Origin of the sequence: Robertmurraya mangrovi, assembly GCF_034427655.1 — a bacterium.
Lineage (GTDB): Bacteria > Bacillota > Bacilli > Bacillales > Cytobacillaceae > Robertmurraya_A > Robertmurraya_A mangrovi.
In genome coordinates, this window is sequence record NZ_JAXOFX010000004.1 from 29,608 (window position 1) to 50,329 (window position 20,722).

Below are 20,722 nucleotides of genomic sequence, written 5' to 3' on the forward strand. Positions count from 1 at the left end.
AAACATTAGTCTTTAGGGGAAAGGGGTTGAATCTGATGATGAATCGTGTTGTTCTGGTCGGCCGTTTAACGAAAGATCCTGAATTGCGATACACACCAAATGGTGTTCCTGTTGCTTCTTTTACATTAGCTGTTAATCGTACTTTTACGAACCAACAGGGTGAAAGAGAAGCAGACTTCATAAACTGTGTTATTTGGCGTAAACCAGCTGAAAACGTAGCAAACTTCTTGAAAAAAGGTAGTCTTGCTGGTGTTGATGGGAGAGTTCAAACACGCAGTTATGATGGACAAGACGGAAAACGTGTTTATGTCACAGAAGTATTAGCTGAAAGTGTACAGTTTCTTGAACCGAAAAGTACATCCGGTGGAAACGCTGGAAACTTTGGAGGTTCTAGAGAGCAAGGGTCTCCGTTCGGCGGGAATAACTATCAGAATCAACCTCCTAGAAATAACAACCAAGGTTATACACGTGTTGATGAAGATCCATTCGCAAATGACGGTGGCCAAATCGATATTTCCGATGACGATCTGCCATTCTAAAAACACAAAAGTATTAACTTTAATATAGTTCGGTAACTTTATTGATATTTAGTTAAAAAGGAGGGAAATCACATGGCAATGGGAGGACGCAGAGGCGGACGTGCAAAACGCCGTAAAGTTTGCTTTTTCACAGCGAACGCAATCACTCACATCGACTACAAAGATGTAGATTTACTTAAAAAGTTCATTTCAGAGCGTGGTAAAATTTTACCTCGTCGTGTAACTGGAACTAGCGCGAAATACCAACGTAAATTAACAGTTGCTATCAAACGTGCTCGTCAAATGGCATTATTACCTTACGTATCAGGTGAATAATGACAGTAAAAAGACACCTTTTGGGTGTCTTTTTTTATTAAATTTTTTAGTATCATTTTTAGATATAGGGTCAATCTAGTAGCGCAAGTAAATAATTTTTATACATACGATGGTAAGCTTTTAAATAAAAAATTACGTCTGATTTTAGTAAGTTGAACCTAGGTGAATTTGTAGGTAAAATTATAGTTATAGGCTGTTTACATATGGAGGTGATTTTTAATGAGAAGCACGAATAGATTAACGGAGGGTGCTTTATTTCTTGCTATATTTGCTGTTTTATTGTTAGTTACTTTATATGTGCCTGTTCTAGGGCTTGTTATAAATTTATTTTTAGCTCTTCCCTTTATGATGTTCTCAGCGAAAAATGATAGAAAGAGTTCTGGTATATTTCTTGTTGGAGCTGTATTCATTTCATTAATTGTAGGAACACTATTAAGCATTCCTTTGACGCTAGCTTATGGGTTGACAGGGATAGTAATTGGGGACTTTATTAGAGAAAAGAAAAATAGAGTAGCTTCTTTTATTGCCGGTTCTTTAGCCTTTCTAGTTAACCTTGTGGTTCAGTACGCAATAGCTGTGGCCTTTTTCAAAATAGATTTTATTAAAGAATCTATCCAGGTATTCAAGGAATCCATTGAAATGTCAGTGAAAATGCTAGGTGCTGTTGGACAAAGTCCAAATGAGCAATTAATAGAACAGTTTGAAGCCGGGGTAGAAATGATTGGATATTTAACACCAAGTTTGTTTGTAATGGCTTCCTTTTTAATTGTTTTCTTAATCCAACTCGTTTCTTTTCCTATTATAAAGAGGTTTGGAATTCCTGTAGTAGGTTGGAGGCCTTTTAGGGAATTACAACTACCTAAGAGTCTTTTATGGTATTACCTATTTTCTTTATTAGCTTCTGTTATATTTAAAGTGGATGAAGGTAGTTACTGGTTTCTTGCTATCATAAATATTGCATTTGTACTACAGCTATTTATGATTTTACAAGGATTATCATTTATTTACTACTTCTCCTATCAGAAGGGTTTAGCAAAAGCTATTCCAGTGATTATTACCGTACTAGTTCTCTTTATTCCATTTCTTCTTTATATTGTGAGGATATTAGGTATAATTGACTTAGGATTTGATTTACGAAAGAGAATGGAATTGAAAAAATAATTTTCCACTGTTTGGGAGCTGAAAACATGCCTTCTTATCTAGAAAAGCAGTCTATTCGCTATCCCATATATGGGTTGATAGCAATAACAGTGGTACTGGTCGGTGTATTAGCTTATTATAATTGGATGATTGGTTTAGCCGGATTATTAGTCGCTATTATCCCTTTTTACTTTATCTTTATGATTTATAATCTACAACGTAAAGAAACGGAAGAGTACATATCCACTCTTTCTTATAGAGTGAAAAAGGTTGGCGAAGAAGCTTTAATGGAAATGCCAATCGGAATCATGCTAATAAATGATGACTACTGTATAGAATGGACAAATCCCTTTCTAGCATCTTGTTTTGATGAGGATACATTAGTAGGGAGGTCCCTATATGATGTGGGAGAATCACTCATTCCTTTAATTAAGCAAGAAGTTGAAACAGAAACGATTACACTATATGATCGAAAATTTAAAGTCATACATCGTCCTGAAGAACGACTGCTTTACTTTTTTGATGTAACAGAACAAACGGAAATTGAAAAGCTTTATGAGGATGAAAGAACGGTAATCGGAATTATATTTTTGGATAACTATGATGAGCTTACTCAAGGAATGGACGATCAAACTAGGAGTAGCTTAAACAGCCTAGTGACCTCTATTTTAAATAAGTGGGCGCAAGATTATGGTGTTTTCTTAAAAAGAGTTTCTTCTGAACGTTTCATAGCAGTATTTAATGAACATATCCTTCAAACACTTGAAAAAGGCAAATTTTCCATCTTAGATGATGTGCGGGAATCTACATCAAAGCAAAATGTTCCTTTAACCTTGAGTATCGGTGTAGGTTCTGGAGTACCTTCATTACCGGAGCTTGGAACACTAGCACAATCTAGCTTAGATTTAGCACTTGGAAGAGGTGGAGACCAAGTAGCTATGAAACAAGTGAATGGAAAAGTAAAGTTTTACGGAGGAAAAACAAATCCGGTTGAAAAACGTACAAGAGTACGTGCTAGGGTCATCTCTCATGCTTTAAAAGAGCTGATTGTCGAAAGTGACAAAGTCATCATTATGGGACATAAAAATCCTGATATGGACGCGGTAGGGGCTTCTATTGGAATTCAGAAAGTAGCACAGATGAACCAACGTGAAGCTTATATCGTTCTTAATGCCAATGAAATTGACACAGGTGTTAAAAGGCTTATGGAAGAAATTAAGAAGCATGAGCATTTATCTAAACGATTTATTACACCTGAACAAGCATTAGAAATGGCGACAGATGATACTCTATTAGTCATTGTTGATACACATAAACCTTCTATGGTTATTGAAGAGCGCTTGTTAAGTAAGATTGATCATGTTGTTGTAATTGACCATCATCGTCGTGGCGAAGAGTTTATAGAAAACCCATTGTTAGTTTATATGGAACCTTATGCCTCTTCTACTGCAGAACTAGTCACAGAGCTGTTAGAATATCAACCTAAGCGTGGTAAAATAGATATGCTTGAAGCAACAGCCTTACTAGCAGGGATCATTGTTGACACAAAGAGCTTCACGTTGCGAACAGGGTCTAGAACGTTTGATGCGGCCTCTTACTTAAGGGGACAAGGAGCAGATACCGTTCTCGTACAGAAATTCCTTAAGGAAGATGTAACGACTTTCTTGAAACGAGCTAAACTAATCGAATCAGTTTACTTTTATAGAGAAGGCATTGCTATTGCAAAAGGACATCCAACTCAAATAGTTGATCAAGTCTTAATTGCTCAAACAGCAGATACATTGCTAACGATGGATGGTGTATTAGCATCATTCGTTATATCTAAACGAGAAGGCGAATTAGTGGGGATTAGCGCCCGTTCATTAGGCGAAATTAATGTCCAAATCATTATGGAAAGCTTATCGGGTGGAGGGCACTTAACGAATGCAGCCACTCAATTAGCTGAGGTTTCGGTAGATGAAGCTGAACAGCAACTAATATTAGCTATAGAAGAGTATTACGAAGGGAGAAAGAAAGAATGAAAGTAATTTTTCTAAAAGACGTTAAGGGAAAAGGTAAAAAAGGTGAAGTTAAAAATGTAGCTGATGGATATGCACAAAACTTCCTAATCAAACAAGGGTTAGCGATTGAAGCCAATCAAGCTAGCATTAGTTCATTAAATGCCCAAAAGAAAAAAGAAGAAAAAGTAGCAGCTGAAGAGCTTGAAGTGGCGAAACAACTAAAAGAAACAGTAGAAAAAATTACAGTGGAACTTTCTGCAAAAGCTGGAGAAGGCGGACGTTTATTTGGATCGATTACAAGTAAACAAATTGCAGAGGAATTACAGAAGAAACATTCCATTAAGATTGATAAGCGTAAAATCGAACTAGATGACGCGATCCGTACATTAGGATATACGAAAGTTCCAGTAAAACTTCATACAGAAGTAACAGCAACATTAAATGTACATGTAAAAGAAACAAACTAATATTGGAAGTTCCTTTTATTCATAATCATGTTAAAATAGAACTAGCTAAGAATGTGATCGGTTAAGACTGGTCACATTTTTTCTGATTAAGTTATAAACTTTTTTGAAAAATACGAATATGTGTTCTTGTAAATATTATTAAAAACATATATATGATTAGATAAACTATCCTACTGAATGAAAATAGGAGGTTATGAATATATGAGTGATTTGTTTGCTGATCGACTTCCTCCTCAAAATATTGAGGCTGAGCAAGCGGTTTTAGGTGCTATTTTCCTTGAACCAGCCGCACTTACATTAGCTTCAGAAATTTTAATACCTGAGGACTTCTATCGTGCAGCCCACCAAAAAATCTTTAATGTCATGCTAAGGCTAAATGATCAAGGTAAAGCAGTAGACTTGATTACGGTTACAGAAGACCTTGCAGCAACGAAGTTACTTGAAGATACAGGTGGAGTAAGTTATTTAAGTGAGTTGGCAGCCTCTGTTCCTACAGCCGCCAATATTGAATACTACGCAAAAATTGTTTCAGAGAAATCTGTATTACGAAGATTAATTCGCACAGCTACCAGTATTGCTCAAGATGGGTACACACGTGAAGATGAAGTGGAAGCTTTACTAGGTGAAGCTGAAAAGAGCATTATGGAAGTAGCTCAAAGGAAAAATGCGAGTGCTTTTCATAATATTAAAGATGTACTCGTTCGTACGTACGATAATATTGAAACGATGCATAATCGTGCTGGAGATATAACAGGGATTGAAACTGGATTTGCTGAGCTCGACCGGATGACGGCAGGATTCCAGAGAAATGACCTGATAATTGTAGGGGCACGTCCATCGGTAGGTAAAACAGCTTTTGCCTTAAATATTGCCCAAAACGTAGCAGTAAAAGCAGGGGAAAATGTAGCGATCTTTAGTCTAGAGATGGGTGCTGAACAGCTTGTTATGCGTATGCTTTGTGCAGAAGGAAACATTGATGCTCAAAGGCTACGTACAGGTTCTTTAACAGATGAGGACTGGGGTAAACTAACGATGGCAATGGGAAGCTTATCAAATGCCGGAATTTTTATTGATGATACGCCTGGGGTAAAAATTACAGATATACGTTCTAAATGTCGTCGTTTAAAACAGGAGCATGGACTAGGGATGATCTTAATTGACTACTTACAGCTTATTCTAGGAAGTGGCCGTTCAGGAGAAAATCGTCAACAAGAGGTTTCTGAAATTTCTAGGTCCTTAAAAGCACTTGCCCGTGAATTACAGGTTCCTGTCATTGCCCTTTCTCAGCTTTCTCGTGGGTTAGAGCAACGTCAAGATAAGAGACCTATGATGTCTGATATTCGTGAATCTGGAAGTATCGAGCAGGATGCGGATATTGTTGCGTTCTTATATCGTGATGATTACTACGATAAAGAATCGGAGAATAAAAATATTATTGAAATCATCATTGCTAAGCAACGTAATGGTCCAACTGGTACCGTTTCATTAGCTTTTGTAAAAGAGTATAATAAATTCGTAAACTTAGAGAGACGGTTTGATGATGCTTCTATTCCACCAGGAGCTTAAACAATAAAATAATAGTTCAGTTAAAGAAGGTTAATCTTAATTATAAGATTAACCTTCTTTTTTATGGGAATATTAGTGTTAGAGTCAGTAGTTACAAACGTTTTACGAACAAAAAATATTATTTTAAATAAAATTGTTCGTGTTTTATTGACTTTTACTATTATAAATTGGTAAACTTAGTATGTTTGAAGATGGTACTTAAATTATTTATGATTGTTTACCTTTGGAGGTGCTTTTAATATGTCATCTGTAGTTGTAGTTGGAACACAATGGGGAGACGAAGGAAAAGGGAAAATCACTGATTTTTTATCAGAAAATGCTGAAGTGATTGCTCGTTATCAAGGTGGTAACAACGCTGGTCATACAATTCGTTTCGACGGAGAAACTTACAAACTTCACTTAATTCCATCGGGGATTTTTTATAAAGATAAAACTTGTGTAATTGGAAACGGTATGGTTGTTGATCCAAAGGCACTTATTAAAGAACTTACATACTTACATGATAAAGGGGTTACAACGGATAATCTTCGTATTAGTAACCGCGCCCACGTTATTCTTCCTTATCACTTAAAGTTAGATGAAGTGGAAGAAGAAAGTAAAGGTGCAAATAAAATCGGTACAACGAAAAAGGGTATTGGTCCAGCTTATATGGATAAAGCAGCTCGTGTTGGTATCCGTATTGCCGATTTATTAGATCGTGAAATTTTTGAAGAGAAACTAGCTCGTAACTTAGAAGAAAAGAACCGTTTATTAGAGAGAATTTACGAGACAGAGGGCTTCAAAATTGAAGATATCCTTGACGAATACTATGAGTACGGACAACAAATTAAGCATTATGTTGTAGATACTTCTGTTGTTTTAAATGATGCATTAGACGAAGGTCGTCGTGTTTTATTTGAAGGAGCACAAGGGGTCATGCTTGATATTGACCAAGGTACTTATCCGTTTGTTACATCTTCTAATCCAGTTGCAGGTGGAGTAACGATTGGTTCAGGTGTTGGACCGACAAAAATTAAACACGTTGTAGGTGTATCCAAAGCTTATACAACTCGCGTAGGAGATGGACCATTCCCAACTGAATTAGATAATGAAATTGGTCATCAAATCCGTGAGGTTGGCCGCGAATATGGTACAACGACAGGACGTCCACGACGCGTTGGTTGGTTTGATAGTGTGGTTGTACGCCATGCACGTCGAGTAAGCGGAATTACTGATTTATCACTAAACTCTATCGATGTATTAACAGGAATTGAAACACTGAAAATTTGTGTAGCTTATAAGTATAAAGGGGAAGTCATTGAACAATTCCCTGCAAGCTTAAAAGTGTTAGCAGACTGTGAACCGGTTTATGAAGAGTTCCCAGGCTGGACAGAAGATATTACAGGATGTAAATCACTAGATGAACTACCTGCAAATGCTCGTCATTATTTAGAAAGAGTGGCTCAACTAACAGGTATACCATTATCGATTTTCTCTGTTGGTCCAGATCGCTCACAAACAAATGTAGTTATGAACCCTTGGCGCCAAAGCTAAGTTTGGAGGAGTCTTATTATAGGCTCCTTTTTTTCAATTAAAAAAATAACGAATAAACATAAATATTGAAACCTGTAAGTATGATAATCCGTATCTTACCTTAGAAAAAAGAAAATGAGTTGATATGATGATTTTAGAGTATAGGTTATGGAAAGATGATGAATCTTACGTTCCCCTTTATCATTATGAGGATATTCAGTTAGAACAAATTCTAGCCAGGAGAGAGTGTGAGTTTTTTGTTAAAGATGGGGTTACTTATAAACAACTTTCATCGTCTGTAGAGGGCTCAATTGTAGCCATTTATGTAGAACAGTATGAAAAAGAACTTCTTATTAGCAAAAAAACAGATAAGAACACCGACTTAAGGCTTGAGATTAGAGAATTAAATCCTTATAAAAAAAATCCTTTGTTAGAGGAGAAATATTTATCCTCCCACATGGAAGTATTACTTTATATTGGTTCTGTATATACTTATTTGAATCAATTGGAATGGGAGCGCGATTCAGCTGAATTAGACGAAGACCAGCTTTGTTACATTTTATATGTAACTCCAACAGGTTATAAATGGGAGGGTGATTTCAATTGAATAAAACAAAAAAAATGATGGCAGGGGTTTTGGCTATTATGTCTACATCTTTAGTGGCCTGTTCAAGTCAGGAAATACCTGCCGAACCAGTAGATGAAGAGTGTGATGATTGGGATTGGGATAAAAACACCCAAACCTATTATTGTGATGATGAACACTCTAGGTATTACGGTGGATATTATCATGGTGGTAGATATTATAAGAATAAATCAACACTATTAAACTCTTCGGAATATAAAAATTATAAAAATAGTATCAAAACAGGAATAGGATCTGGCTCAAAAGGTGGTTTTGGTGGGTAATGAAGGATAATGTATCTTTCATAGAGAAAAGGAAGACATTTTATGAAACAATTCCAAACTTTTGGCATGACTTGTTTGAGGAGGAATATGCCCTTTTTGATATCAAGCTAGAAAAAAGAGAGAAAATTAACCAACTCAGAGTAGCCTCTAATCAAATATGGAGGATTTTTAAGAAAACCGTTCCATTAATACGTGAATTAAAAGATGAAACACTTGTAGAGTTAGGGTTTCCCGTTCAAACTCTTCCATATGTGAGGATACTATCAAAAATGGACATAGAAACCGTCATAGGTCGCTTTGACTTTTCCTATGATAAAGGATATTTTAAACTATTGGAATTTAATGCAGACACACCAACTTTTATTAAAGAAACGTTTTCCATCAATCAATTTGTATGTGACCACTTCAAAGTAAAAAATCCAAATAGGAATATGGAAAAGGATTTAGCTTTTTCTATTAGAAAAGCGGTAGTTGAATCAACTGATATAGAGAATCCAAAGGTCGTATTTACATCCCATAGAGACCACGAAGAGGATTATTTAACGACGAGATATCTACTAGAAATTAGTGGTGTACAAAACGCAGAATATATTGCTTTAAGTGATCTTCATCTTGTATCCGAACCATTTGAAGAATCTGATAGAGTGATGGAAAGAGGATTATATACCCCTAATGGGGAAAAGATTGATGTTTTATACAGACAAACGTATCCTCTTGAACACTTAATCGAGGACCGTGATCCTAGTACGGGGGAATATGTAGGGAAATTACTACTCGACCTTGTTAAAGAAGGTAGATTAACCATCATTAATCCTCCTAGTGCCTTTTTACTTCAATCAAAGGCGATACAGGCATTAATTTGGGGATTACATGAAAATGGACATTCATATTTCACGGAAGAAGAGCACCACGTGATACAAACTTACTTCTTACCAACCTATCTAGATCCTGATTACTTTTACGAAAAAAAAGAAAGATATGTAAAAAAACCTTCTTTTGGTCGAGAAGGAGATACAATAGTCATTTACGAAGGTACTGGAGAGAAAATACTAGAAGATAAAAATAAAAACTATGAGGAATCTTTAGCGGTTTTTCAGAAATTTACAGAGCTTGAACCACACTTGATTCAGACTGAAAAAGGTCATATGAAAACGAGAGTCATGTATGGATGTTTCATCATTAGCAGTAAAGCAAGTGCAGTGGGAATTAGAGCAGGTGGACAAATTACTGATAACACTTCGTATTTCTTACCAATAGGAGAAATTGAATAAGGAGGAATGAAAGATGAATGAGATATTATCATTGGATTTATTTTTAAATTTTCTAATCCATGTGGGAATGGGTTTATTATTAATATTAATAGGAATTGTTGCTTTCTCATACACAACTAAATTTTCAGAAAGAGAACTTATCAGGGAAGGGAATTTAGCTGTTGCGATGAAACTATGGGGAAAAGTATTAGGATTAGCCATTGTAATCTACACAGTTTGGTCGAGTAGTGTAAGCTTGTTAGATGCATTTATTTGGGGATTGGTCGGAATAGTTGCCCAGGTAATATTTTATTTAATTATAGAATACATCCTAACTCCTAAGACTAACTTAGCAAAGAAGGTAGAAGAAGGAAACCTTGCTGTTGGTTTCAGTCTATTAGCAGCCGGAATAACTGTTGGAATTATTGTTGCTGCCAGCTTAACTTATTAATAGAGATCTGATTTTTTGACCTAAGTCGCAAATATATAATGCGGTTTAGGTCTTTTTTAATAGAATAGGAGAGTAGTAAAACAACTTTATGAAAATTATTTTGAAAAAAGTATTGCAATAGACGAAATTAATATGATAATATAATAAACGTCGTCACAGTTAAGACGCAGATTGATAATATTGAGAGCCATTAGCTCAGTCGGTAGAGCAACGAGCAAAACATCCATGTAATGCTTCGAGTTGTACCCATAGAGCTGCTACTTGGTTTAACTTTCTGAGATGGGGACATCTTAGATGCCATTCTTCAGAGAATGATACAATGTTATTATTATTATCTATATTGAGAGCCATTAGCTCAGTCGGTAGAGCATCTGACTTTTAATCAGAGGGTCGGAGGTTCGAGTCCTCCATGGCTCACCATTTATATGGCCCCTTGGTCAAGCGGTTAAGACACCGCCCTTTCACGGCGGTAACACGGGTTCGAATCCCGTAGGGGTCACTTTTAAATGATATAATTATTATATGGTCCCGTGGTGTAGCGGTTAACATGCCTGCCTGTCACGCAGGAGATCGCGGGTTCGATTCCCGTCGGGACCGCCATTATACATATAAAATAGTGGTACGGCTCAGTAGCTCAGTCGGTAGAGCAAAGGACTGAAAATCCTTGTGTCGGCGGTTCGATTCCGTCCTGAGCCATAAAAAAGGGAGTATGTTTTTAAAACATACTTCTTTTTTTTGTTTATTTGCTTATTACAACAAATTAGGACAAGTTAATTGTAATTAAATGTCAGTTATTATACATTTATGTTACATCTTCCTTTCAATCAATCTATTTCAATTTGATTTATGGTAAAGTAGGAATGTCAAAAAAAGCTATAAAAATATTTTTAAAGAAGCAAGAAAAGTGTTGTTTCGCTAGTCTAGGAGGATAAAAGTTGCGTATTTTAGAGAATAGTCTGTCCAAACTAACAGATATAGCGTCTAATAGTTTCAAATCTTCTATGAAGAAGTTAGCTGTTTCAGCCTTAGCTTTTTCTACATTAACATTTGGAACTACAGCTTCAGCAGCAGAAATCTCGGACATAACGACAATATATTATGTATATATGGATAAAGAATACATAGGAACGGTTTCAGATAAGAATGTAATAGAAAGTGTAGTTAATGAAAAATTAACTGAAACACAAGACTCCTTTAAAGGATTAAAGGTTGATCTTGCATCTGACCTTACATATATTCCAGAACAAGTATTAGGAACATCTCCTAAAACGGGAGATATAGAGGTTATTCAAAAGATTGAAAATGATTTATCTGTTGAGACAGAAGCTACTGCCTTAGTTTTAGATGGAAAGCCTGTTGCATACCTAAAGGATGCGGAGTCAGTAAACAAGGTTATAGAAGCAATGAAGCTTAAATTTGTAAAGAAATCTCAACTAAAAGCTTTAGAGGCAAGAAAGGCAAACGTTAATACAAATACCTCTAAGTCGAAGAAAAAAAGTTCTCATATAATAGACGTTCGATTTTCTAAAGAAGTTTCATCTATTGGAGAAAAAGTTTCACCAGAAAAGATTTTAGAGACTGAAGAGACCATCAAACTTTTAACAAAAGGTACCCTAGAAGAAAAGAAATACCATGTTAAAGAAGGAGATGTTCTTGGAAAGATTGCTAATGACCATAATATGAGTATAGAAGAACTTCTGTCCATAAATCCTGGTTTAAAAGAGGATTCTTTACTTAAAATTGATCAAGAAATTAATGTAACTTTCCTAAAGCCATTGGTACAAGTGGTAGTGGAAAAAGAAGTGCTGAGAAAAGAAAAAATGGAATACAAAAAAGAAATCATTGAAGATTCATCAATGCCGAAAGGTGAAACAAAAGTTAAGCAAAAAGGTAAAAAGGGTCTTCGTGAAGTAACCTATTCAATCACTGAGAAAAATGGTGAAAAGGTTAAAGAAGAAGAAGTTCATGAAGAGGTTCTTAAAAAGCCTGTTAAGCATATCATCATTAAAGGTACAAAGGTAATTCCTTCACGTGGTGATGGCTCATTTGCTTGGCCAACTGTTGGGGGCTATGTTTCTAGCCATTTAGGTTATAGATGGGGGAAAATGCATAAAGGAATTGATATTGCCAGACCAGGTAACTTAACTATTAAAGCTGCAGATAACGGAGTAGTTGTTTCAGCTGGCTGGGATGGTGGATATGGGAATAAAATTGTAATAGATCATAACAATGGATTCCGCACAGTCTATGCACACTTATCTTCTATTTCCGTTAATGTTGGTCAAACGGTAGAAAAAGGTTCACAAATTGGTGTTATGGGATCAACTGGTGATTCAACAGGTACCCATTTACATTTTGAGATATATAAAAATGGTAGCTTAAAAAACCCTATGAATTACTTAAGATAATTTAAGTTAGTCAATTAACAGTAACTTATTATGACAATATAAATAACACAGGAAAGAGGCTGACAGTTGTTAGCTTCTTTTTTTACAAAACTGTACTTTACTCGCTTTAAAGCGAGTTTTTCTATCTAATAAAGAATATAATATGACCAAAAAGATTTGCCTGTTTTGTAAATTTGCTAAAAGATGAAAACCTACTAATAAAATGGTAAAGTTAATGAAAGACCGTAAGTAGTTTTATTAAGTAGTAAGTTTTGTTAGATTAATCTCGAATTTAGATATAAAAGAATGTTACTTATTCTTATTAAAGGAGATAAACAATGGATAAGAAAATACTAGTTGTAGATGATGAAAAACCGATTGCTGATATTCTCCAATTCAACTTAAAAAAAGAGGGTTATGAAGTTCATTGTGCATATGATGGCAATGAGGCTCTAGAGAAAGTAGAGGAAATTAAACCTGATCTTATTCTTTTAGATATCATGCTTCCACAAAGAGATGGAATGGAAGTATGTCGTGAAGTTAGAAAAAAATATGAAATGCCCATTATTATGTTAACGGCTAAGGATTCAGAAATAGACAAAGTGTTAGGTTTAGAACTAGGAGCCGATGATTATGTAACAAAACCGTTCAGCACAAGAGAATTGATTGCTCGTGTGAAAGCAAACTTAAGAAGACACCAACAAGTTGCTAGCCAAACAGATGAGGAAGCAACAAATGAAATAGCCGTTGGTTCTTTAGTGATACATCCTGATGCTTATATAGTTTCTAAACGTGGGGAAACCATTGAATTAACACATCGTGAATTTGAACTTCTTCATTATTTAGCCAAGCATATTGGACAAGTAATGACACGGGAACATCTTCTTCAGACCGTCTGGGGTTACGATTATTATGGAGATGTAAGAACTGTAGATGTTACAGTTAGACGCCTTCGTGAAAAGATTGAGGACAATCCTAGTCACCCAATCTGGATCGTAACGAGAAGAGGAGTAGGATATTACTTGCGAAATCCTGAACAGGAGTAATCCTTTCATGAAAAAAGTAAGTTTTTTCCGTTCTATTCATCTTAAGTTTGTTTTAATTTATGTCTTACTGATTATTATTGCGATGGAAATTATCGGGGTTTATTTTGTTAGACAACTTGAATCCACTTTATTAAAAAACTTCCAAACTTCTATTGAGGAAAGAGTGAATTTACTCGCCTATTATTTAAGTGAAGAATTGGTAAAGGAAAGATTGCCAGAAGATGATGGACCTACATTAGAAGAAGATGTTCGTAAAATTTTAACAGATTCCAAAACACCGGACATTATTGAAATAAGGGTAATTGAGTCTAGCACTTTAAAAATTATTGGAACTTCGGATCCATTAAATCAACGAATTGTCGGTCAAAGAACAACGGATAACCTGATAAAAAGGGTTATTGCAACCTCTGCGAATAGTGGAGAAGAAGTTACTTTAATAGATCCTCAAACGGGAGATCGAATATGGGTATTAGTACAACCAATTAGTACAGATGGTGAAGTTATAGGGGCCATTTACTTAGCAGGGAAAGTTGAAAATGTATACTCGCAGATGAGAACCATTAATAATATTTTGGCAACTGGAACAGCCATGGCATTAGCAATCACAGCTGTCCTTGGAGTCTTACTCGCCCAGACGATTACAAGACCCATATCCGATATGAGAAAGCAAGCTCAGGCAATGGCAAAAGGGAATTTCTCTCGTAAAGTTAAGGTGTACGGATACGATGAAATTGGGCATCTTGCTATTACCTTCAACAACTTAACAAAAAAGCTTCAAGAAGCACAGGCCACTACAGAAGGAGAGAGAAGGAAACTTTCCTCAGTCCTTTCCTATATGACAGACGGGGTAATTGCTACTGACAGAAAAGGTAGGGTTATTCTTATCAATGAGCCAGCTGCAAATATGCTAAGTGTTTCACGTGAAACAATCTTATCAACTCCCATTATTTCTTTACTTGGTTTAGAGGAGGAGTATTCCTTTGATGATTTAATCGTGGAACAAGAGTCAGTCATTTTAGATTATAGTACAAAAAATAAACCGTATATATTACGTGCGAATTTCTCTGTTATTCAAAAAGAAACGGGTTTTGTTAACGGCTTAATTACAGTGTTACACGATATTACTGAGCAAGAAAAAATAGATATGGAGAGACGGGAATTTGTTGCAAATGTTTCTCATGAACTTAGAACACCTTTAACTACGATGAGAAGTTACTTAGAAGCATTGGCAGATGGTGCATGGAGAGACGAAACGATTGCACCTAACTTCCTGGAAGTAACTCAAAATGAAACGGAGCGATTAATACGCTTAGTAAATGATCTACTACAATTGTCTAAGATGGATAGCAAAGATTATCGTCTGACGACAGAATGGATTAACTTTGTAGATTTTTATAATCGTATCATTGACCGTTTTGAATTTACTAAGGAACAAAATGTTGTGTTTGAACGTCAATTACTAGATCATGCAGCATTTGTGGAATTTGATGAAGACAAGCTCACGCAAATTCTAGTAAATATTATTTCAAATGCTCTTAAGTACTCACCTGAGGGTGGGAAAATTACTTTTAGAATGATTGAAAAAGAACAACATCTCATTATCAGCGTTTCTGACGAAGGGGTGGGAATTCCGAAAGAAAATATTGGCCAGATATTTGAGCGTTTCTATCGTGTGGATAAAGCACGTACAAGAAAACTAGGAGGAACTGGCCTAGGTCTAGCAATAGCAAAAGAAATGGTTGAGGCACATGGAGGAGAAATTTGGGCGGAAAGTGAAGAAGGAAAAGGGACCACGGTTTCCTTTAGTCTCCCTTATGTACCAACGGAAGAGGAAGATTGGTCATGACATATGAAAATATTAAGTCTATAATCTTAACTATTTTGGTCGTAACTAGTATTTTTTTGACTTGGACTCTTTGGACCTACCAGCCAAATTTTGATATTATGGAGAATTCAAAAACCGTACAAGAGGTATCATTAGGCGAAAAAAAAGAAGTTCAAAAAATTGTTAAGCCTGATCAACTTTTCTATCATCAAAAGGGGAATCACGTTGGTACAGTAAGCCCTAGCGAAATTGATAAGGTTATAAAGGAAATGGGTAAATGGAGTTTTTACCGCTTTAAGGATATTTCGAATGAGATTTACGATATACAATCCTTTATATATGACAAGGCAAGTAGCGAAATTATCTTTCCTAATATTATTTCGATTGAATTATATAAGAATATATTAAATATAAAAGAGAAGGATGCTATGTCTCTTCAATTCGATCGGATTGTTATTAATATGGAAGATATTAATGGTGAAGATGCATTTGTCTATTTTATTTCTACTGATGAGAGAAAAATATATGAAAGTCAGGTTACAAGCTCTTTCATAAAAAATCTAGAGGCAAATTATTTTAAGGTTGCTAGAAAAAACGAAAAGTTTAATCAATATTTTCCGTATGAAGTTTCAAAGGATCGAGTAATCTTAGTTCAGGTGAATCAAGTAAAAATGATGTTATATAATTACTTGCTAGATCCTTTACCAATTGAGAAATTTCGAAATGCACTCTTTAATGACCCTAGACTTGTACAAAAGAATTTAATAATCTCTGGAGAGGAATATACAGATGGCTCAACATTAATGAGTGTTAACTATGATACAAACTCAATTTCTTACGTTAACCCAGCCCAAGAAAATAATGAACCTGGAAATTTTAACAACTTATTGCAAAGAAGTATAGACTTTGTGAATAGTCATGGTGGTTGGACAGATAATTACCGTTATGTTTCGATCGATGAACAATATGTTACATTCAGGTTATATGATTCTGGGGGATATCCTATATTTAGTGACTATGGAATGTCTGAGATCCTACAAATATGGGGTCAGAATGAAATTAATAAATATGAGAGAAATAATTTCACCTTAGGAAGAAAAATTCAATCAACAGAGATTACCTTACTTTCGGGAACGGATGTAATGGACAAGTTAAAGAAAAATGAGGATATTAATCCTGAATTTATACAGGATTTGAAGATTGGCTATAAAATGACAAAGGATACTCAAGGGCCATTGATTCATGTTGAACCGCATTGGTTTTATAAATATAATGATGAATGGCTAAAAGTCCCTAATAATAAAAAGGGAGGTTTGAAGCATGGATTGGAGTAAAATCAAAACCATCTTTATCCTATCCTTTTTAATTCTGAATATCTATCTAATTAACGAATTTTTAAAAATTAGAAACTCTAACCAACATGATTACATCATAAAGAGCAGTTTAGAAAACCGTTTAAAGGTAGACGAGATTGAATATGTAGAGCCTCCAAAGGAAGCTGTTAGAGGAAAATACTTAAGTGCAACTCCAAAAGTATTTACTGTTGAGGAATTAAAAAAAGAAACAAAATTAGCCGGACAAAAGGTAATATTGAAAGAGAACAATGCTTTGCTTGAATCTGTTTTAAAAGAGCCTATAAAAATGGGTGAAAAATTTGATCCAACGATGTTAACAGCTTTTATGAAAAACAATATCTTATATCACGAACAGTACAGGTTTTGGTCGAAAAGTGATACTACCATTACTTTCTATCAGCAGTTAAACAACAAAGTATTATATAATAATATATATGGGGAACTGACTTTCTTTTTAAATGATAAGAATGAAATATTCTCCTATAAACAGACCATATTGATAGATATTGAAGAACTGTCCGAGGAAGAGAAAATATTACAACCAATGAAAGCACTTGAGACTTTATATGAAAATGGAGATATAAAGTTTGGAAGTAAAATTACGAACATAGAGTTAGGGTATTTTACTTATGTTCATTTAGCATCTTCACAAGTGCTAACTCCAGTATGGAGATTTGTCATTAATGATGAAGTAAATTTATTCGTTAATGCTTTCGAGGGTCAAATACTACAGTTAAATACAGAAGAAAGAAAGTGGAGTGAATAGATTATGTCATTGCATTTTAGTGTTCTCGCTAGTGGGAGTACAGGAAATGCGATATTTGTGGAGACGGAGGACCATTCATTTTTGGTTGATGCAGGATTGAGCGGAAAACAAATGGAAGCTTTATTTGCTAAAATCGACCGAGATATGGGGAAACTATCTGGTTTACTAGTAACGCATGAGCATAGTGACCATATAAAAGGGATAGGAGTTTTAGCACGAAAGTACAAGCTACCTATCTATGCGAATAGTAAAACATGGACAGCGATGGATCACTTAATTGGTGAAATCCCTTTAGATCAGAAGTTTACTTTTGATATGGAAACGGTTAAAAGCTTCGGCTCCCTTGATATCGAATCATTTGGTGTTTCTCACGATGCAGCAGAGCCAATGTTTTATGTCTTTCATCATAATGGAAAGAAATTAGTTTTAATCACAGATACAGGTTATGTTAGTGACCGTATGAAGGGTATTATCTCGAATGCTGAGATGTATGTATTTGAGAGTAATCATGATGTTCAAATGCTTCGTATGGGACGTTATCCATGGAGCATTAAACAAAGAATTCTTAGTGATGTTGGACATGTATCTAACGAGGATGCAGCTTTAGCGATGAGTGAAGTTGTAGGAGAGAAGACTAAACGTATCTATCTAGCTCATCTAAGTGCAGACAACAACATGAAGGATTTAGCGAAAATGTCCGTTACACAAACCTTACAAGTTCGAGGGCATATAGTTGGTGAACAATTTGAACTTTATGATACGGATCCTAAAATACCGACAGTGTTAACAGCTGTATAAAAAAAAGGAATGAAGCTATTCGAAGCTTTCATTCCTTTTTTTTTGCCTATTTATATGGATGGAATCTAGATTTTTGATAATCTATTACAGAATAAACTCATTGTTTAACAAACCTGGACTAAATTATGAACAAAGTCGTAAGATTTACGATTGAGGGTACTTTTGATTAGATTTTTTCTTCGAACGGATTATAATTATCTATATAAAGAAAGAATAATTATAGCAATCGTTCGAATGAAAGGATTGGTGTACGTGGGTTACTATGATCAAGATTATGAAACCCGTTATAAAAAACAGAAGGGTAACAAGGGTGGTTACTTCCTCGCTAGTCTTGTTGGGGCCGTATTGGGGGCCATCCTCGTTATCGTTGCCTTACCCCAATTAACAACATATAATTGGTTACCTGATACTGCTCAGCCTAATGAAGAAGTAAATTCTAATCAGCAAACAGAAGGTACTGGCCAAAATTTATCTGTTAATGTTGTCACTGATGTAACAAAAGCGGTAGATAAAGCAGCCGATGCAGTAGTTGGTATAACGAATATTCAATCTAGAAGTTTTTGGGGTAATTCAAGTGAACAAGCAGCTGGTACGGGCTCAGGCGTTATTTATAAAAAAGAAGGTAACAAGGCTTATGTTATAACGAATCATCATGTGATTGAAAATGCCCAAGCAATTGAAGTAACATTGAATGATGGAACAAAGGTAGAAGCACAGCTAAAAGGTAGTGACATCTGGACAGACTTAGCTGTTTTAGAAATGGATGCAAAAGACGTTAAAACAGTTGCGGAATTCGGAAATTCTGATGCATTAAAAACAGGTGAACCTGTTATTGCCATTGGTAACCCATTAGGTCCTACTTTTTCTGGATCTGTCACACAAGGAATTGTGTCAGGTCTTGAAAGAGCGATTCCAGTAGATATTAACCAAGATGGTACCGTAGATTGGCAAGCAGAAGTTCTTCAGACGGATGCAGCCATTAATCCAGGTAACAGTGGTGGAGCACTAATTAATATAACTGGCCAAGTAATTGGAATTAACTCAATGAAAATCGCTCAAAATGCAGTTGAAGGGATTGGCTTAGCCATTCCTATCAATTATGCTTCACCTATTATTGATGACTTAGAGAAACATGGGGAAGTGAAGAGACCATATTTAGGGGTACAGTTACAGTCCGTTAATGAGGTACCAGCGTATCATCAACAAGAAACATTAAAACTTCCTAACGATGTAAAAGATGGGGTAGCTATTTTACAAGTTGAGCCTAATACTCCAGCATCAAAGGCAGGATTAAGAGAGTATGATGTTATTGTTGAAATGGATGATGAGAAAATCAAGGATGTTATTGATTTAAGAAAACATCTTTATAATCAAAAGAAAATTGGCGATGAGTTAAAAATTAAATATTACCGCAATGGGAAATTAGAAGAAACAACAATTACTTTAAGTGGTAATACCTTATAATCATGTTGTGGATAATTAAAATCGAGAAATCTATTGGCTAGATTTCTCGATTTTTTTTATTTGTTGATAACTTTGCTAGAAGGAGGTATAGATTAGTTGCCAATTTTTCAAGCAATGGTAATATGGATTGTGGATAAGTTAATACTAATAAATAAATTGTAGAATGAAGGAGAAATATAGAGATGATATATTGCTGTGAAGAACACGTTGATCTGGCGATAGATACGATCGTAGATGAGTTTGAGACCTTTCCAGAATTGTCGAAAGTGGAGGAAAAAGACTTATCAACAGGCTGTGAATATTGTCGAAATGCAGCTATATATGTTGTGGCGAACAGATGATCTGATACAAGATGTGGATAGAAATTGTGGACATGTGGATAACTATTGTGGGTAACTTGTTTGTAAAGTGAGGATAGCTTGTGAATATCTCAATAATAACGGTTGGAAAACTAAAAGAAAAATATTTAAAGATGGGTATCGATGAATATTTAAAAAGACTTTCTGCATATGCAAAGGTCGATGTGATAGAAGTACCTGATGAAAAGGCTCCTGAGCAATTGAGCGATAGTGAAATGGAGCAAGTGAAAAATAAAGAAGGCGAAAGAATTTTAGCAAAGGTTGGAGTAGATACATATGTGGTTGCACTAGCCATTGAAGGGAAACAAAAATCTTCAGAGGAACTAGCGGATTCATTAGATAAGCTAGCGACATACGGGAAAAGTAAAATAGCTTTTATTATTGGCGGGTCATTAGGACTGAGTGATGAGGTTTTAAAAAGGGCAGATGAGAAGCTATCATTCTCGAAAATGACCTTTCCTCATCAGTTAATGAAGCTGGTTTTGTTGGAGCAGGTTTATCGGGCTTTTCGGATTAATCGAGGGGAACCGTATCATAAATAAATGAGATTTTTTTAGAAATAAATAAAAAGCA

General features: G+C 35.3%; 20 protein-coding genes and 4 tRNA genes. All 24 read left to right on the forward strand.

Features of this window, described 5'->3' with window-relative positions; all coding sequences use genetic code 11:
• Positions 1-35 precede the first annotated feature (35 nt).
• Positions 36-539, forward strand: a complete 504-nt coding sequence (gene ssb, locus SM124_RS07860) for a single-stranded DNA-binding protein (RefSeq protein WP_322445970.1) — start codon at positions 36-38, stop codon at positions 537-539.
• A 78-nt stretch (positions 540-617) separates the two neighbouring features.
• Positions 618-854, forward strand: coding sequence for a 30S ribosomal protein S18 (rpsR, locus tag SM124_RS07865; RefSeq protein ID WP_322446285.1), 237 nt, complete (start codon positions 618-620; stop codon positions 852-854).
• A 219-nt stretch (positions 855-1,073) separates the two neighbouring features.
• The gene (locus SM124_RS07870; RefSeq protein ID WP_322445971.1) at positions 1,074-2,015 is read left to right on the forward strand and encodes a YybS family protein; all 942 of its coding nucleotides are present in this window, start codon (positions 1,074-1,076) and stop codon (positions 2,013-2,015) included.
• A gap of 26 nt (positions 2,016-2,041) precedes the next feature.
• Entirely contained in the window at positions 2,042-4,015 is a 1,974-nt protein-coding gene (locus tag SM124_RS07875; protein ID WP_322445972.1) for a DHH family phosphoesterase, read from the forward strand.
• Positions 4,012-4,461: a 50S ribosomal protein L9 gene (gene rplI / locus SM124_RS07880; protein ID WP_322445973.1), complete on the forward strand. Its 450-nt coding sequence runs from the start codon at positions 4,012-4,014 to the stop codon at positions 4,459-4,461. Before SM124_RS07875 ends, rplI begins: the two co-directional genes overlap by 4 nt.
• Positions 4,462-4,662: 201 nt before the next feature.
• Positions 4,663-6,027, forward strand: coding sequence for a replicative DNA helicase (dnaB, locus tag SM124_RS07885; RefSeq protein ID WP_322445974.1), 1,365 nt, complete (start codon positions 4,663-4,665; stop codon positions 6,025-6,027).
• Between the two features lie 240 nt (positions 6,028-6,267).
• Positions 6,268-7,560 carry an adenylosuccinate synthase gene (locus SM124_RS07890; RefSeq protein WP_322445975.1) on the forward strand — a complete coding sequence of 431 codons (1,293 nt, stop codon included), beginning with the start codon at positions 6,268-6,270 and terminating at the stop codon, positions 7,558-7,560.
• A 124-nt stretch (positions 7,561-7,684) separates the two neighbouring features.
• Positions 7,685-8,146, forward strand: coding sequence for a hypothetical protein (locus tag SM124_RS07895; RefSeq protein ID WP_322445976.1), 462 nt, complete (start codon positions 7,685-7,687; stop codon positions 8,144-8,146).
• Positions 8,143-8,448, forward strand: coding sequence for a hypothetical protein (locus SM124_RS07900; RefSeq protein WP_322445977.1), 306 nt, complete (start codon positions 8,143-8,145; stop codon positions 8,446-8,448). The genes SM124_RS07895 and SM124_RS07900 overlap by 4 nt, the downstream gene beginning before the upstream one ends.
• The gene (locus SM124_RS07905) at positions 8,448-9,719 is read left to right on the forward strand and encodes a glutathionylspermidine synthase family protein (RefSeq protein WP_322445978.1); all 1,272 of its coding nucleotides are present in this window, start codon (positions 8,448-8,450) and stop codon (positions 9,717-9,719) included. The genes SM124_RS07900 and SM124_RS07905 overlap by 1 nt, the downstream gene beginning before the upstream one ends.
• A 13-nt stretch (positions 9,720-9,732) precedes the next feature.
• Positions 9,733-10,149 (forward strand): DUF350 domain-containing protein, encoded by a 417-nt coding sequence (locus SM124_RS07910; protein ID WP_322445979.1) that lies wholly within the window; start codon positions 9,733-9,735, stop codon positions 10,147-10,149.
• Positions 10,150-10,493: 344 nt separating this feature from the next.
• Positions 10,494-10,569: transfer RNA gene (locus SM124_RS07915), tRNA-Lys, on the forward strand.
• A gap of 7 nt (positions 10,570-10,576) precedes the next feature.
• A tRNA-Glu gene (locus SM124_RS07920) sits at positions 10,577-10,648 on the forward strand.
• Between the two features lie 25 nt (positions 10,649-10,673).
• Positions 10,674-10,749 (forward strand) — tRNA-Asp (locus SM124_RS07925).
• 23 nt (positions 10,750-10,772) lie between these two features.
• Positions 10,773-10,845, forward strand: a tRNA-Phe gene (locus SM124_RS07930).
• A gap of 239 nt (positions 10,846-11,084) precedes the next feature.
• Entirely contained in the window at positions 11,085-12,557 is a 1,473-nt protein-coding gene (locus SM124_RS07935) for a peptidoglycan DD-metalloendopeptidase family protein (protein ID WP_322445980.1), read from the forward strand.
• A 317-nt stretch (positions 12,558-12,874) separates the two neighbouring features.
• Positions 12,875-13,582 carry a response regulator YycF gene (gene yycF, locus SM124_RS07940; protein WP_322445981.1) on the forward strand — a complete coding sequence of 236 codons (708 nt, stop codon included), beginning with the start codon at positions 12,875-12,877 and terminating at the stop codon, positions 13,580-13,582.
• A gap of 7 nt (positions 13,583-13,589) precedes the next feature.
• Positions 13,590-15,428 carry a cell wall metabolism sensor histidine kinase WalK gene (walK, locus tag SM124_RS07945; protein ID WP_322445982.1) on the forward strand — a complete coding sequence of 613 codons (1,839 nt, stop codon included), beginning with the start codon at positions 13,590-13,592 and terminating at the stop codon, positions 15,426-15,428.
• Positions 15,425-16,741: a YycH family regulatory protein gene (locus SM124_RS07950; RefSeq protein WP_322445983.1), complete on the forward strand. Its 1,317-nt coding sequence runs from the start codon at positions 15,425-15,427 to the stop codon at positions 16,739-16,741. Before walK ends, SM124_RS07950 begins: the two co-directional genes overlap by 4 nt.
• Positions 16,728-17,528 carry a two-component system regulatory protein YycI gene (locus SM124_RS07955; protein ID WP_322445984.1) on the forward strand — a complete coding sequence of 267 codons (801 nt, stop codon included), beginning with the start codon at positions 16,728-16,730 and terminating at the stop codon, positions 17,526-17,528. Before SM124_RS07950 ends, SM124_RS07955 begins: the two co-directional genes overlap by 14 nt.
• A gap of 3 nt (positions 17,529-17,531) precedes the next feature.
• Entirely contained in the window at positions 17,532-18,326 is a 795-nt protein-coding gene (locus SM124_RS07960) for an MBL fold metallo-hydrolase (RefSeq protein WP_322445985.1), read from the forward strand.
• Between the two features lie 252 nt (positions 18,327-18,578).
• Entirely contained in the window at positions 18,579-19,790 is a 1,212-nt protein-coding gene (locus tag SM124_RS07965) for a S1C family serine protease (RefSeq protein ID WP_322446286.1), read from the forward strand.
• 182 nt (positions 19,791-19,972) lie between these two features.
• Positions 19,973-20,131, forward strand: a complete 159-nt coding sequence (locus SM124_RS07970; RefSeq protein WP_322445986.1) for a CxxH/CxxC protein — start codon at positions 19,973-19,975, stop codon at positions 20,129-20,131.
• Between the two features lie 80 nt (positions 20,132-20,211).
• Positions 20,212-20,691, forward strand: coding sequence for a 23S rRNA (pseudouridine(1915)-N(3))-methyltransferase RlmH (gene rlmH, locus SM124_RS07975; RefSeq protein ID WP_322445987.1), 480 nt, complete (start codon positions 20,212-20,214; stop codon positions 20,689-20,691).
• Positions 20,692-20,722 lie beyond the last annotated feature (31 nt).